Genomic DNA, 15754 nt, shown 5'->3' with positions numbered 1-15754 from the left:
GTTGATTTTCAGATGGTTTTTGATGAATTAATTTTTCATCAGTAAATATAAGGTTTCACCGTCACGTAATACTTTCATTGCTAATACAGGAGGTTTAGCATCAATAATCTTACGGAATTGTTCAATAGTCTCAACTCGAGCGTCATTAACACCAAAGATTAAATCGCCTTTTACGAGGCCAATGGCGGCAGCTGGCGATTTTGGTGCCACGCTATCAACTTGTACACCTTTAGTATTGCTAACGGTTGCATTAGAAATCGTTGCACCTAATAAGGATTCGCTCAACTTTTCAGCTTTAGTTGTTGAGCCTTCATCGTTCTCAAGAACCACTTTGACTTCCATCGGTTTGCCTGAACGGATTAAACCGATAGTGATCTCTTTACCAATTTGGCTAGTACCGATTTTAGCTCTTAACTCTGCGAAGCTATTAATACGTTTACCATCAACAGAGACTAAAACGTCACCGGATTTAATGCCTGCTTTAGCTGCGGATGATTTAGGTAAAACTTCGCTCACGAAAGCGCCACGCTGTGCATCAATATTGAATGCTTTAGCGATATCGGAGTTCATTTCAGTACCTTTGATACCTAAGATCCCGCGTTTTACTTCACCATGCTTAATTAACTGCTCGCTAAGGTTTTTAGCCATATTACTTGGGATCGCGAAACCGATACCGATATTACCGCCGCCAGGTGCCAAAATCGCCGTGTTAATACCGATTAATTCACCGTTTAGGTTAACGAGAGCACCACCAGAGTTACCACGGTTAATGGAAGCATCGGTTTGGATAAAGTTTTCTAGGCCTTCAAGGTTTAAGCCGCTACGACCTAATGCTGAGATAATGCCAGATGTTGCTGTTTGCCCTAAACCAAATGGGTTCCCGACTGCAACCGCAAAATCACCTACACGCAATTTGTCAGAGTCTGCAATACTAACAGCAGTTAAGTTTTTGATATCTTTTGCATTGCTTATTTTCAATAACGCGATATCGGTTTGTGGGTCTTTCCCAATTAAGTTAACGGCAATTTCACGGCCATCGTTTAATTGAATTTGTATTTTGTCGGCGCCATCAATTACATGGTTGTTGGTTAAAATATAACCTTGCTGAGCGTCAATAATGACACCAGAACCTAAGCCTTCAAATGGACGTACGCTTTGTTGCTGTTGTGGTATATTCGGGCCAAAAAAGAATTTAAGCTCTTCTGGAATTTGTTGGTTCTGTACGCGAGTACCAGACACATGAATATTCACTACAGCTGGCAATACTTTTTCAAGCATTGGAGCTAAGCTAGGCATGTTCTGGCTTTGTGCTGTTGCAGGTAAAGTGGCAGGCAATGCTGCGCTACTAACCGCAGGAATAGCCGCTAAAGATAAGCCTAAACTCATTGCTACTGCGGTAAGAAAAAAGTTTTTTCTTTTCATAATTCAGTCGATTCTCTCAAGAATAAGTTATCAACTCACTGTGAATGCAGTTTTAGAAGAAACACAATGCGTTGAGATAATATTGGTTGGTATCAGATTCAATTTTACTGATGACTATGACCACCGATTATGCGCAAAAGTTCCCATGACGGGTAGCGAATATCCACTCTTTTACATCTATTTACATGTACCTTAAGTGAAACTTTAACTTCTATACAGTAGATAAATAAATTATTAAATTATATTTGGATGGAAATCTTGTTCAGAATTATTAACTAAAAATTTAATAATGGAAGACACACGGAAAGTGATAAAATTTAGTAGGTTTTATAGGAAATCACCAGTAAGCACTGCTTACTGGTGATAAAAGATAAAAATTTACTTTTCTTTCTCATCAATAGGACGGAATAGACCCGAAGCACCATCTGAGTAATCTCTTGGTGGCATTTTAACAGGCGCTTGGTCGTTATCTGCTTCAGATTCGGTTAAACGATAGTTAAATGGGTTGTCTTGTGCTGGCATATCAGGCATTAATTCAGATGAACTTTGTGCCATGTGTTGGTAAAGCTGGCGGTAATCGCGCGCCATTTTATCCAATAATTCTGCGCTACGAGCAAAATGGCTAACAAGTTCTTTACGGTACTCTTCGAGTTCAGTACTTTTTTTGTCTAGCTCAGCTTGCGCTGTTTTTTGTTGGCGAAGCTTTGGGTTGCCATAGCGCACAACTAATGCACCGATGATAAAACCCACAATCAATCCGATTAATGCATACTCCCAGGTCATGCTGACTCCTTCATTACTTCAATGTTCACAGATTCAATGTTCGCAGAAATTAAATGTTGTTACCGTTACTATACCTTAAATAATTCAAGTTGCATGTAAGCGTCAAGTAAAGCGTCTTAACATATTGTAATTTGGCTAGTTAAGTGATGACAAAATCTACAAGCCCTGAGTAGGTAGGTTAAATTAGTCAACAACTTATTAAGAGTGGAATCTTAAATCGAATTTCCTTACTCTATAGCGGCTCGTTAACCGAAAGTTAAATGATAACTGAATCTGGTTATAATAAAGGCAGTGTATATCAAATAACGGTAAAAAAACCGAAAAATTTTTAAGGATTATTCAGTTAATGTCGCCGATGACCCCTACAATGCGTTATCAACAAGCGCTGGCTGATGGAAACTACCAGCCAGATGACGTACAAAAGCTCGCTGTAGAACGCTTAGATAAAATATATCAGCAGCTTGTTAATACAACTTCTTCCACTTTACAAGATAAGCCCTCAGGTTTAAAGCAACGCTTTAGCCGCCTTCTTGGTAAAGCATCGACAGCACCAATTACCCCAGTAAGAGGGTTATATATGTGGGGCGGAGTAGGGCGTGGAAAAACATGGCTGATGGATATGTTTTACGAAAGTTTACCGGGTAACCGTAAAATTCGCTTACATTTTCATCGCTTTATGAAGAAAGTACAAGAAGATTTGATGGCATTACAAGGGCAAGAGAACCCGCTGGATATTATTGCGGATGAGTTTAAAAAACAAACAGATGTGTTGTGTTTTGATGAATTTTTTGTGTCAGATATTACCGACGCTATGATCCTTGGCACTTTACTCGAAGGGCTATTTGCTCGAGGTATCACACTGGTTGCTACCTCAAATATCATCCCTGATAATCTCTATCGTAACGGTTTGCAGCGAGCTCGTTTCTTACCTGCTATTGAGCAAATTAAAAAATACTGTGATGTAATGAATGTCGATGCAGGCATTGATTACCGCTTAAGAACTTTAACTCAAGCGCATCTTTTTTTATCCCCAATTAATTCTCAAAATCGTCAGCATTTAGATGATGTTTTCGTTAAATTGGCGGGTAAGCAAGGGGAGCAAAATCCCGTTTTAGAGGTTAATCATCGTAAGATGCAAGCCATTCATGCTGCGGAAGGGGTGCTAGCCATCGAGTTTAAAGTTCTGTGTGAAGAGCCTCGTAGCCAAAATGACTACATTTACCTATCAAATTGCTACCACACTGTGTTGCTGTACAATGTCCCCGTGATGGGAATAACAGATGAAAATCCAGCACGTCGTTTTTTAGCGTTAATTGATGAGTTTTACGAACGAAAAGTTAAATTAGTCATTAATGCTGAAGTGCCAATGGAGTCGCTGTATCAAGGGCAACTTTTGGTTTTTGAGTACCAACGCTGCTTGTCTCGATTGCAAGAAATGCAAAGTGAAGAGTACCTGAAAATACCTCATTTAACTTAAGGTAAACGACAAAGCAGGGTTGTTAGCGAACAAGTTACCTGAATTGCATGATTTAAGTACAGTATACGATGTTTATTTGAGCAAACGTAAAAAAAATGCATTTGGGGTCGATTTTTGTTTCTGACTTCTCTATAATCTTGCGACCCCACGTTACAGCGTTGTTTTTTATTTCCCAAAAAATAACGCATTAATGCCAGTTAGGCTGCTCGAAGGGGTAGGTTTACTGGACAAAGAGTCGTGTGAACCTCAGAAAGCTTATGAACATGAGTGTTCACCAACGTGTAACTTCAATATTGGGTAAGTTTTAATGAAAACTTTTACAGCTAAACCAGAGACCGTAAAACGCGACTGGTACGTTGTTGATGCAGATGGCAAAACTTTAGGCCGTCTTGCAACTGAAATTGCTAGCCGTCTGCGCGGTAAGCATAAAGCGGAATATACTCCGCACGTGGATACTGGTGATTACATCATCGTTCTGAATGCAGAAAAAATTGCTGTTACCGGCAATAAACGCGAAGACAAAATCTACTATCGCCACACTGGCCATGTAGGTGGAATCAAGCAAGCAACTTTCGAAGAAATGATTGCTCGCAGTCCTGAGCGTGTGCTTGAAATCGCGGTTAAAGGCATGTTGCCAAAAGGACCTCTGGGTCGTGCAATGTACCGTAAACTGAAAGTTTACGCAGGTAATGAGCACAACCACGCGGCTCAACAACCGCAAGTTCTTGACATTTAATCGGGATTATAGCAATGGCTGAAAATCAATACTACGGCACTGGTCGCCGCAAAAGCTCATCTGCTCGTGTCTTTATTAAGCCGGGTAGCGGTAACATCACAATCAATCAACGTACACTGGAACAATACTTTGGTCGCGAAACTGCGCGCATGGTCGTTCGTCAGCCGTTAGAGTTGGTTGAAATGTTGGAAAAATTGGATCTGTACATCACTGTTAAAGGTGGTGGTATTTCAGGTCAGGCAGGCGCAATCCGTCACGGTATTACTCGTGCACTGATGGCTTATGATGAGACTCTTCGTTCTGATCTGCGTAAAGCTGGTTTCGTTACCCGTGATGCGCGTTCTGTTGAACGTAAAAAAGTGGGTCTGCGCAAAGCACGTCGTCGTCCACAGTTCTCCAAACGTTAATTTATTACCCTTTGGGTATAAAATTGATGAAAAAACCCGTCTTAATGGCGGGTTTTTTATTGCCTATTGTTTTACTTACATTTTTATTATTGATGCTAGAATAGCTGTGTCTAATTATGATTCTTTATAAAAGAATGAATATAATAAAAGAGAAAAATAATAATTTAGTCTAAAATCAAAAATAATTATTAGTGGAACAATATTGGGATAATTCTACTAAATATAACTCGAACCCTAGAGTTCACTTTAGGTTTTTTATTCTTATTGCCTTTGCTTTTTCGTTTGAAAATTCTAATTTTTTATCTTTTTGAGCCTAAAAATGAAATAAATCTGTGATTTTTTCGGTGTGCCCCCCCTAAGTTGTACAAAATCTGTTAGAATATGCCCCTGTTTTTTTATTTCACATTTCTCGCCTTTACTGTGCGGGAGGGTTGTGTTGGCTTTCAGTATGGATAAATGAGAGTTAAACACAGGGGATTTTAAAATGGGTAATGGGTAATTAAAAATTAATTACATTTCGTCCATTTTGTATTTTGGAGGTTTTAATGGCTGTCGCTCCTAATAAACGTTCGGTAATGACATTGTTCTCTGGCCCTACTGACATTTTTAGCCATCAGGTACGGATTGTTTTGGCTGAAAAAGGGGTAAGTGTTGAAATTGAACATGTCGAACCCGGTCATCTGCCTCAAGATCTGATTGATCTCAACCCATACCAAAGCGTTCCAACATTAGTTGATCGTGACCTGACTCTGTATGACCCACACATTATCATGGAATACCTTGATGAGCGTTTTCCTCATCCGCCATTAATGCCTGTTTATCCAGTTGCACGTGGGACTAGCCGTCAATTGATGCACCGCATTCAAAATGATTGGTATTCATTAATGAGCAAAATAGAGAATGGTAGTGCGCAAGAGGCAGCAAATGCTCGTCGCCAACTCTCTGAAGAACTGATTGCGGTTTCTCCTGTTTTTGCTGAAATGGAATTCTTCATGAGTGAAGAGTTTAGTCTCGTAGATTGCTATTTAGCTCCATTGTTATGGCGTTTACCTGTACTCGGTATTGAATTGAACCCATCTAGCAGCAAATATCTGCAATTATATATGCAACGTGTGTTTGCACGTGACGCATTCTTAGCATCGTTGACTGAATCTGAGCGCGAAATGCGTTTGTCTACAAGAGGCTAAAAGAATGATGGAAATGACAGCAATGTCACCACGTCGCCCTTATTTGTTACGTGCCCACTATGAGTGGTTGCTTGATAACGATATGACTCCGCATTTGGTGGTTGATGTCACCGTTCCAGCGGTTAACGTTCCGATGGAATTTGCTCGAGATGGGCAAATTGTATTGAATGTTGCGCCAAGAGCTGTTGGTAATTTTGAAATAACCAACGAAGAAGTGCGTTTTAATGCTCGCTTTGGTGGGATACCTCGCCAAGTTTATGTCCCAATGGCCGCAATTATGGCGGTATATGCACGTGAAAATGGGGCTGGAATGATGTTTGAGCCTGAAGCTGCTTATGATGCAGAGTTATCAGCAGGTTTTGAACAGGTCGAAGAGCTTGAAGACAACATTTCTTTAGTTCATGAAACTGAATCTGTGGATGAAAATTCGCATGAGCCATCAGGGGATGAACCACCACGACCACCAAAAGGTCGGCCTTCGTTAAGGGTTGTCAAATAATCCATTAGCCGGGTTAGCAGTTAATGAATGAACAGAGGGGAATAAACCCTCTGTTTTTTATATAAATGAATCATTAAACCCCTAAAAATAATAAAATCCCTTCAGCAGCATTGCGCCCATCAGCAATAGCAGTCACAACAAGATCTGAGCCTCTTATTGTATCCCCGCCGGCAAACACTTTTTCATGGGAGGTTTGATAAGGAAAGGGACTGTTACGGTTTGCTATAATATGACCATATTTATCGCGCTGGATTAACGGTTTATCTAACCAAATTTGGTTATGAGGAATAAATCCATAAGCCACAATTATGGCATCGGCTTCGATAAAAAAAGTTGAATCTTTAATTAGTTCTACTTGATAACGGCCATTTTCTAATTCCCCATTTTGCGTACGAGCGGTATAAACTCCCATAAGTTGTTGCTGTTCATTAATCACAAATTCAGTGACTTGCATATTAAAATGGAACTGGGCTCCTTCATCTAATGCATTAGCGACTTCTTTTCGTGAGGCTGGCATACTTTGTTCATCTCTACGATAGAAACAGCTAACCTGCTTCGCTCCTTGACGAATAGCGGTACGTACGCAATCCATTGCAGTATCTCCACCTCCTAATACAATGACTCTTTTTGCGTGTAAATTAATATAGGGTTCGCCATTAGGGTTGGAAAGTTGCATTAAATGGCGTGTATTTGCGATTAGATAGGGAAGTGCTTCAAAAACGCCCTGAATCGCTTTTTTAGGTAAGTTACCTCGAATTGCTTGGTAAGTACCAGTACCAATAAAAATAGCGTCATAATTGGAAAGAAGCTCGTTTAGAGAGACATCTGTCCCTACTTCAGTATTCAATTGAAACTGAATACCCATTTCTGTAAATATTTCCCGTCTTTGGACCATTAGCTTCTTTTCTAGCTTAAATGACGGAATACCAAAGGTTAGTAGGCCCCCTATTTCAGGGTGTTTATCAAAAACGACGACATTTACACCATTTCGAATAAGCACATCTGCGCAAGAAAGACCCGCAGGGCCTGCACCAATAATGGCGACACGTTTGTTTACAGAGCTAATATGGGAAAGGTTTGGCCGCCACCCCATCGCAAAAGCAGTATCATTAATATACCGCTCAATATGACCAATAGTCACAGAACCTGTTGTATCATGAAGTACACATGCTAATTCGCAGAGTTTTTCTTGTGGGCAAACGCGCCCACAGATTTCAGGTAAACTATTGGTATGGTGAGATAATTCAGCCGCTTCGATAATTTTATCTTCAGCAGCAAGCTTGAGCCACTTCGATATTGGATTATGTAGTGGGCACTTCCATTCACAAAAAGGGCTACCGCAAGAGAGACAGCGGCTGGCTTGCTGTTGTGCATCGACGGCATTATTGGATTCATAGGCTTCAGTAAACTCTATTTTACGGATTTCCAGCGCTTTTTTAGGGGGCTCGCAACGTTGGGGACCGAAAATATTTGAACTCATGGCATTCCTTACTGAATTTTGTCTGATTTTACTTGAGATAGCTTGGGCTTTTACTTTGATTTTAGCGGCCTTCCACAAGAAACAGTAGCGTTATTGTTTTGATTTTTATGTGATTTTGATTAAAAAACACCCAAAATAAATTTTTACTTTATCTAACACAAAGAAAATACCTGATTGTTTTTTATCATTAATAGTAAAAAATGGCTATTGAATGAGCAGGATCGACATTTCGAGTGAATAATCATCCGAAACTGCCTTGTTTGATATATGATTCAAAGAGAATTTAACTAAGGGGTGGTTATGAAAGTACTTCGCGGCCTTGCGCAATACTATGTCGATTTAATGATGAAGCTCGGGCTGGTGCGATTTTCTCTGTTACTCGCATCTGCACTTGTTGTTCTCGCCATGATAATGCAAATGGCAGTGACAATTGTTTTAAGAGGGCATGTTGATAGCCTCGATATGGTGGGGTCAATTTTCTTTGGGTTAATTATTACCCCATTAGCTGTTTACTTTTTGTCGGTGGTGGTTGAGCAGCTTGAAGAGTCTCGGCAGCGTTTATCGCGAATGGTTGATAAACTTGAAGTTATGCGAAAACGTGATGCTGATTTAAACACTCAGTTACAGGGAAATATTGAACAGCTTAACCTTGAAATTCTAGAGCGAGAAAAAGCAGAGCGTGCTCATTTAGAACTTCTGGAACAATTAAAACAAGAAATGAAGTACCGTGAGCAGACGCAAATTGAACTTGAGCAGCAATCTGTTTTACTTCGTTCATTCCTCGATGCCTCACCTGATTTAGTTTATTACCGCAACGAAAATAATGAGTTTTCGGGGTGTAACCGGGCAATGGAACTATTGACTGGAAAAAGTGAAAAACACTTAGTTGGGTTAACTCCATTAGATATTTATGATGTTGAAATTGCCTCTAAGGTTATGGAAACCGATGAAAAAGTATTTCGTCATAATGTTTCTCTCACTTATGAACAATGGTTGGTATATCCAGATGGTCGTAAAGCCTGTTTTGAACTTCGTAAAGTGCCTTTTTATGATCGCGTTGGTAAACGCCATGGTCTGATGGGCTTTGGGCGCGATATAACGGAGCGTAAACGCTATCAGGAGGCGTTAGAGAGCGCGAGTAGGGAGAAAACCACCTTTATTTCTACAATCAGCCACGAGCTTCGTACCCCCCTTAACGGCATTGTTGGTTTGAGCCGAATTTTATTAGATACAGATTTAACTTCGGAACAATCTAGCTATTTAAAAACTATTCATGTAAGTGCCGTTACGTTAGGTAATATATTCAATGATATTATTGAGATGGATAAAATTGAACGCCGTAAAGTTCAGTTAGATAACCAGCCCATCACATTATCTGAATTTGTGAATGATTTAGAGAATTTAAGTGGATTATTGGTACAGCCAAAAGGGCTTAAATTTGTCATGGATGTTGCCCCTGCATTACCGAAAACGGTGTTAACTGATGGGACTCGTTTGCGGCAAATATTGTGGAATTTAATTGGTAACGCAGTTAAGTTCACGCAAAAAGGTGAAGTGAAGCTTAGTATTTGGCAAGAAGCTGAAAATAAACTGTTTTTCAGGGTTCAGGATAGTGGCATAGGTATACCTAAGGGCGAATTAGATAAAATCTTTGCAATGTATTACCAAGTAACAGATTCTGCTGGAGGTAAACCTGCAACTGGAACGGGTATTGGGCTTTCTGTATCTCGTCGCTTAGCACAAAATATGGGAGGCGATATACAAGTTGAAAGTGAAATAGGACAAGGCTCCACTTTTACTTTATCTATCACAGCGCCTGTTGTTGAAAGTCATGTTATTGAACAGCAAGATAGTGAAGACGATTACCCATTGCCTGCATTACATATTTTACTCGTAGAAGATATTGAACTGAATGTTGTTGTTGCTTGTTCTGTATTAGAAAATTTAGGAAATACGGTTGATGTAGCAATGAATGGGAAAGATGCTCTCGAGATGTTTGCCCCTGGAGAATATGATTTAGTTTTATTGGATATCCAATTACCTGATATGACAGGCCTAGATATCTCTCGGCAACTCAAACAGCAGTATGATAAGCAAGACTTACCACCATTGATTGCTTTAACGGCAAATGTTCTTAAAGATAAAAAAGAATACTTTGATGCAGGTATGGATGGGGTATTGAGTAAACCATTATCAGTTCCAGCATTGACCCAAATTATTGAGCAATTTTGGGGGGAACAATCTACTCAACCTGAAGAAATATCGGGTGAGCATGAGACTTCGAGTGTTGATGAATCTAGGCTCGATTGCGATATGCTAGAACAGTATATTGAGTTAGTTGGCCCTAAGCTTATTTATGATGGCCTAGATGTCTTTGAAAAAATGCTGCCGGGTTACTTAGCTATTCTTGATTCAAATATGGTGGCTAAAGACCAAAAAGGGATTGTTGAGGAGGCTCATAAAATCAAAGGCGCAGCAGGTTCTGTTGGCTTAAAGAACTTACAGAAAATTGCACAACAGATTCAATCTCCTGATTTACCTGCATGGTGGGACAATGTGCAAGAATGGGTCGATGAATTAAAACAGGATTGGAAAGCAGATATAGAAACTTTGAGAAACTGGGTTGATGAGCGTACAAAAAAATAACCCCAACCGAAGTTGGGGTGCGCGAATACTGCGCCAACACCAGGGAAATCGTTGATTTGCATATGCTTTTTGTTTTTTGCAAATCATAAAATTAGGTATATCACTGTAAAGGGCAACATCAAGATACCAAAATTTAGCGAATCTGTTACAAGATTCATTAAAATCTGTGATGAAGATTGATGTTTATGCACCTTAGCGCCTGAGAGATAATTTACTACAAATGGAGGAAGATATGAAATCAATTGCGGTTATTTTAAGTGGCTGCGGTGTTTTTGACGGAAGCGAGATTCATGAGTCAGTGCTAACTATACTAGCTTTGAGTCAATATAATGCTGAAGTTCATTTTTTTGCGCCTGATTAGTTGCAACCTACTGTTATGAATCATATAAATGGAGAATTAAAAACAGAAAAACGTAACCAAATGGAAGAGTCTTCACGTATTACACGTGGTAAAATATCACCTTTATCGTCAGCTGATGCTTCAAAGCTAGATGCCCTCATTATTCCTGGTGGTTTTGGGGCGGCAAAAAATTTATGTGATTTCGCAGTTAAAGGAAGCGAGTGTGAAATTAATAAAGAACTATTAAGTTTAGTACGCCAAATGCACCAACAGAAAAAGCCGCTAGGGCTGATGTGTATTGCTCCAGTGATGCTTCCTAAAATGTTAAATACATCAGTAGAACTAACTATTGGAGATGATAGTGAAACGATTGCTCAAATAGAAATTATGGGGGGGAAACATATTAAATGTGCTGTTGATGATATTGTAATTGATGAAGTTAACCGAGTTGTTACAACACCTGCTTATATGCTAGCTCAATCAATTTCTGAAGCAAATACGGGTATTAATAAGCTTGTTAAGAAAGTATTGGAAATGGCGTGATTATTTGAATGCGAACTATTGTTTCTAGATTATGGCACTGGTTAAAGAAGATCACATTTTCATTACTTGTGGTGTGGATTTATTCAGTCATTTTATTTAAATACATACCAGTGCCTTTTTCTGCAGTGATGATTGAACGGCAAGTTAGCGCATGGATAAACTTAAATTTTTCTTATGTGTCTCATTCTGAATGGGTAGATGAAAATCACATTTCTCCGTATATCTATTTAGCAGTAATTGCAGCGGAAGATCAAAATTTTCCTCATCATTGGGGGTTCGACCTTGATGCAATTGAGCGAGCTTACAAACATAATTTGAGTAATAAACAAACAATTAGAGGGGCTTCAACTATCTCACAGCAGACAGTAAAAAATGTGTGGTTATGGGATGGAAGAAGTTGGTTAAGAAAAGGCTTAGAGACAGTAATGACCCCTTTTATGGAGCTTTTATGGTCAAAGAAAAGAATACTGACCGTTTATCTTAATATAGTAGAGTTTGGTGATGGTGTTTTTGGGGTCGAAGAGGCTGCAAATAAATTCTTTAATAAGCCTGCTAGCAAGCTTTCAATGAGCGAGGCTGCACTATTAGCTGCGGTTTTGCCTAATCCTCATAGATATAGTGTAAAAAACCCATCTTCTTATGTGCTCAAAAGGCAAGCTTGGATCTTGAACCAAATGCACTTATTGGGAGGTAAGAATTATCTGAAAATAAACCAGTTGATGAATGAATAAGAAAAAAGCCATGGTTTTTAACCCACGGCTTTTGTTTTTATAACAATATATTATTGTTTATGATTAATTAAGATAAGTGAAAGCAGTCGTTACTCGACGAACACCATCTGTTTCACTAGCGATTTTAGCCGCTGCATCTCCTTCTTGCCTTGTTAATACACCTAGCAAGAAAACCTCACCGTTTTCAGTAATGACTTTCACACTACCAGATTTAACGCTATCACTCGCGAGGATTTTAGATTTAACTTTGGTTGTTAACCAAGTATCTTTTGAGGCTGTACCTAAATCAACAGGCTCACCACTACGGACTTCATTATAAACTGCGATGGTGCCATCAACGTTAGAGGCTATTTGTTTTGCTCGTTCAGCCCAAGCCATATCAGGGCTTTGGCCTGTTAGCAGAACATTTCCTTTATAAGCGGTTGCAATGATACGAGCCTTGCCCGTAATTTCTTTATCTTTGTTCAGTTGCCCACTAACTCGAGCTTCTAAGGTGCCATCGTCAACTTGTTGACCAACTGTACGAGGGTCAGTTGCGCTTTTTGTTGCAACAGCAGCGGAACCGACTACAGCAGCACCAATACAACCTTGTAATAGAATAGTACTAATGACTATGGCAAAAACCGGAATTAATCGCATTTTATCTCCTTAATCGTCCTGATGTGGGAAAAGAGTATTATCTATGAGGTCACATAGACAATTTACAGTAAGAAGGTGGACTTCTTGAATTCGAACACTTCGTTGGGATGGAATACGAATTTCAACATCTTGGGGGCCAAGTAAACCTGCGAGTTCCCCTCCGTCATAACCTGTTAGGGCGACAATTGTCATGTCTCTAGTCACGGCTGCTTCAACTGCCTTAATGATATCGCTACTATTACCATGGGTTGAAATTGCCATCAAAACATCACCATGTTGCCCTAATGCTCTAACTTGTTTCGCATAAATTTCAGAAGGCTGCTTACTACCCGAAATCGCAGTTAACACTGCATTATCTGTATTAAGTGCTAAAGCGGGTAAGCTAGGGCGTTCGGTTTCAAAGCGATGGATCATACTTGCAGCAAAACGTTGTGCAGTAGCGGCAGAAGCACCATTACCACAACATAAAATTTTGTTGCCATTGAGTAGAGATTGAACCATCATCATCGCGGCTCTTGAAATGGCATCAGGCAGCGCTTCAGCAGCTGCTATTTGAGTTTGTATACTTTCAGTGAAGCAAACTTTTATTCGGTCTAGCACGAGTTTTTCCTTTGTCGCCTCGATATAATTCAAATTATTTTTGTATATTGCCATTATATTTGAATTATAGCTTTGTTGACTGCATGATCAGCGTATAAAACTGATTATATCATTTGTTAATAAATATCATTTTCGTTGAATGCATTTTGTATCCAGTCAAATTGGTTTCCCGTGATGGCGCAGATATCAAAACGGCATGCACTGGTTTCAAAACTTTCTTGCCTTTGTGAGAGCCAATATTTGGCAGCAGCTAATAGTTTTCGACGTTTGTGCCAGTTTACTGATAAAAGTGCATCTCCGTAATCACAATTCTTGCGAAACCGAACTTCAACAAATACCCAACCTGTATTATCTCGCATGATGAGGTCGATTTCTCCGCCTCGGTTCCTTGCATTACGTTCAACAAATGTTAATCCCTGCTGTTTCAGGAATGCGAGCACTTGATTTTCATAGTACCGGCCTGTTAACCATTGTATGGCTTTTGGCATAATTTTCATGACGTCCTTGTCTGAAAAAAAATGAAGTATTCAGTGATGTTATTGTGAGGAAACCACTTTGCCTTGTTTAAATTGCAACCAAGGTAATTCTCGGAACACTACACAGTTTGGTGTAGTACTCAAGGTTCCTGATGCACCATTGATACGAAATTGTCCAGATTGCTGTAGCTTGTCGTAATTGTTGGCTAAAGACCATGCGTCAATACCCATGGCATATAAGCGGAATAAAGAGTAATCATTGTTCAGCTTTTGTTGGGCTTGTTTACGTAAGTTATTGTTTGCACCTGCGAGTAAAGGGATTTCGCTAAATTTAACGCCATCCATTTCAAAGCGGTAGTCTGCGCCAGATCCAGCTTGGTTACTGCGAGAGCTTGCATAAAGCGAAGGACGAGAACGAGAACTAATTGCCATTTCAATCATTGGCTTGATTAAGGTCAGCTCATCACGAGTGGCAACAATATAAACGCCGTCAATCGCACCAGTTGAATCGACATATTGTGAGTCTATCGATTGTATTCCGGTATTCACAGGCGTTCCTGTCATACGGATACCTGCGCCGCGATTAATCGACTCTTTTAAAGAAGGGACAGACCCAAAGGTTTGCATTAAAACGGTCCCGCCGCCTTTTTCTTGCCACCCTTGTGCAAAGGCTTTGGCTATCCTATCACCGAAAGCATTAGCGGGAACTAGTACCAATGGCATTTGCTTACCTTCAGCTTTCATGTAAGCGGCAGCATTTTGTGCCTCATCTTCTGGCGATAATGAAAAATAGCAAAGATTAGGTCGAGGCTGTAATTGGTTCGCATCAAGCTCATTGAGGGCGAGCACACTAACAGGCGCTCCCATTTGGGTTATAACTTGAACGTCACTTTTTAATAATGGCCCAACAATAAGATTGAAACCTTCATTTTTCGCTTGTTCAATAAGCTCAGGCATTTGCTTGTTTGTTGTATCAAACACTTTGACGCTTTGGGTATTCACAGGGGCGGCATCAATACGCAAAGTTGATGTCACCACGTCGCTATCGCTAGAAGTGGGAGCATTACCTGTTGTTGCTGCAACTTGTTCATAAATTTGGTCAAGCACATCATTTCCACTACTTGGTGGCGGTGTTATGGCTGTTTGAGTAGCGGGCCCTTGAGGCAGGCCTTTTTGTGCATCCATAAAGCCTTGCATAATCGCTTGACCGAATACTTGTCCTTGCCCACTCATGGGTAAAAACAATGCAATCTTAGGGTTTTTGCCCACTTGAGGTATCATGGCTTGTTGCAAAAGAGTCGGCGTTGTCATCACTCCAGGGTTATTCGAGTAACGCATTTTCCAATCGTTATAGCCTGCAAGTAAAGCATCTGTGTCGTCTCGGTTGTTTTGATAAATATCTAAAAGATCGACCCAGCCTTGGAGAATATTTTCATCTGCCCCAATTCCATGAATTTGTTCTGGCGTTAACTGTGTTAACATCTGCCATAACCCATCAATATTAGCTTGGCGTTCTGCGGCTGTTTTTAATAAAGGTTCTTGGCTAATGTAGGCCCTTATCGCCTCCATTGAAGGCTTACCTTGTGCAGCATCAATGATTGCTTGGTAACGGCTAGCATCATCAGATGTGCTTTGCTCAGGCGTTTTTTGGGTTGACGGAAAGTATTCCGAGACAATTTGGCACCCTGACAGTGCAAATGTGGACAGCATTGCTGTGCAGATTAACCCTTTTTTCAAATGCAAAAAAATTGAAGGACGCATACTGTATCCAATGGTGTATTTTTCAAT

At 40.0% G+C, this 15754-nt stretch carries 14 protein-coding genes and 1 pseudogene; 8 read left to right on the top strand and 7 right to left on the bottom strand.

Annotation, left to right across the window (positions count from 1 at the left end):
* Positions 1–27: 27 nt before the first annotated feature.
* Complete coding sequence (locus tag P3L40_RS18185) at positions 28–1422, bottom strand: Do family serine endopeptidase (protein WP_036958026.1); 1395 nt, start codon at positions 1420–1422, stop codon at positions 28–30.
* A 378-nt stretch (positions 1423–1800) separates the two neighbouring features.
* Positions 1801–2205, bottom strand: coding sequence for a Z-ring associated protein ZapG (gene zapG / locus P3L40_RS18180; RefSeq protein WP_004258244.1), 405 nt, complete (start codon positions 2203–2205; stop codon positions 1801–1803).
* Positions 2206–2551: 346 nt separating this feature from the next.
* On the opposite strand from zapG, the gene zapE reads away from it, so the two are divergent.
* The 5 genes from zapE to sspB all read left to right on the top strand — a co-directional run bounded on the left by zapE (position 2552) and on the right by sspB (position 6511).
* Entirely contained in the window at positions 2552–3682 is a 1131-nt protein-coding gene (gene zapE / locus P3L40_RS18175; protein ID WP_136134914.1) for a cell division protein ZapE, read from the top strand.
* A gap of 307 nt (positions 3683–3989) precedes the next feature.
* Positions 3990–4418, top strand: coding sequence for a 50S ribosomal protein L13 (gene rplM, locus P3L40_RS18170; RefSeq protein WP_004258237.1), 429 nt, complete (start codon positions 3990–3992; stop codon positions 4416–4418).
* 14 nt (positions 4419–4432) lie between these two features.
* Positions 4433–4825 (top strand): 30S ribosomal protein S9, encoded by a 393-nt coding sequence (rpsI, locus tag P3L40_RS18165; RefSeq protein WP_004258235.1) that lies wholly within the window; start codon positions 4433–4435, stop codon positions 4823–4825.
* A gap of 545 nt (positions 4826–5370) precedes the next feature.
* The gene (gene sspA, locus P3L40_RS18160; RefSeq protein ID WP_004258227.1) at positions 5371–6012 is read left to right on the top strand and encodes a stringent starvation protein SspA; all 642 of its coding nucleotides are present in this window, start codon (positions 5371–5373) and stop codon (positions 6010–6012) included.
* Positions 6013–6019: 7 nt separating this feature from the next.
* Entirely contained in the window at positions 6020–6511 is a 492-nt protein-coding gene (gene sspB / locus P3L40_RS18155; RefSeq protein ID WP_172412237.1) for a ClpXP protease specificity-enhancing factor, read from the top strand.
* A 73-nt stretch (positions 6512–6584) separates the two neighbouring features.
* On the opposite strand, the gene P3L40_RS18150 is transcribed toward sspB, so the two are convergent.
* A complete protein-coding gene (locus P3L40_RS18150) occupies positions 6585–7991 on the bottom strand; it encodes an FAD-dependent oxidoreductase (RefSeq protein WP_210853260.1) in 1407 nt (468 codons plus the stop codon).
* Positions 7992–8291: 300 nt separating this feature from the next.
* Between P3L40_RS18150 and arcB the strand changes: the two genes are divergently transcribed.
* From arcB to mtgA, 3 genes and pseudogenes are all read left to right on the top strand, one after another.
* Positions 8292–10637, top strand: coding sequence for an aerobic respiration two-component sensor histidine kinase ArcB (gene arcB, locus P3L40_RS18145; protein ID WP_004258220.1), 2346 nt, complete (start codon positions 8292–8294; stop codon positions 10635–10637).
* A 232-nt stretch (positions 10638–10869) separates the two neighbouring features.
* Positions 10870–11520, top strand: a pseudogene (elbB, locus tag P3L40_RS18140) (isoprenoid biosynthesis glyoxalase ElbB).
* An 8-nt stretch (positions 11521–11528) separates the two neighbouring features.
* Positions 11529–12251, top strand: coding sequence for a monofunctional biosynthetic peptidoglycan transglycosylase (gene mtgA / locus P3L40_RS18135; protein WP_210853264.1), 723 nt, complete (start codon positions 11529–11531; stop codon positions 12249–12251).
* Between the two features lie 63 nt (positions 12252–12314).
* On the opposite strand, the gene dolP is transcribed toward mtgA, so the two are convergent.
* The 4 genes from dolP to P3L40_RS18115 form a co-directional block, all read right to left on the bottom strand.
* Positions 12315–12890, bottom strand: a complete 576-nt coding sequence (dolP, locus tag P3L40_RS18130; RefSeq protein WP_004258215.1) for a division/outer membrane stress-associated lipid-binding lipoprotein — start codon at positions 12888–12890, stop codon at positions 12315–12317.
* Positions 12891–12899: 9 nt separating this feature from the next.
* Positions 12900–13490: a DnaA initiator-associating protein DiaA gene (diaA, locus tag P3L40_RS18125; RefSeq protein WP_004908326.1), complete on the bottom strand. Its 591-nt coding sequence runs from the start codon at positions 13488–13490 to the stop codon at positions 12900–12902.
* 116 nt (positions 13491–13606) lie between these two features.
* Entirely contained in the window at positions 13607–13987 is a 381-nt protein-coding gene (locus tag P3L40_RS18120; RefSeq protein ID WP_004258211.1) for a YraN family protein, read from the bottom strand.
* A 39-nt stretch (positions 13988–14026) separates the two neighbouring features.
* Entirely contained in the window at positions 14027–15727 is a 1701-nt protein-coding gene (locus P3L40_RS18115; protein ID WP_004258209.1) for a penicillin-binding protein activator, read from the bottom strand.
* Positions 15728–15754 lie beyond the last annotated feature (27 nt).

Source organism: Providencia sp. PROV040 (assembly GCF_032706145.1).
Classification (GTDB): Bacteria; Pseudomonadota; Gammaproteobacteria; order Enterobacterales; family Enterobacteriaceae; genus Providencia; species Providencia hangzhouensis.
This window is presented reverse-complemented; position numbering and strand designations above follow the sequence as displayed.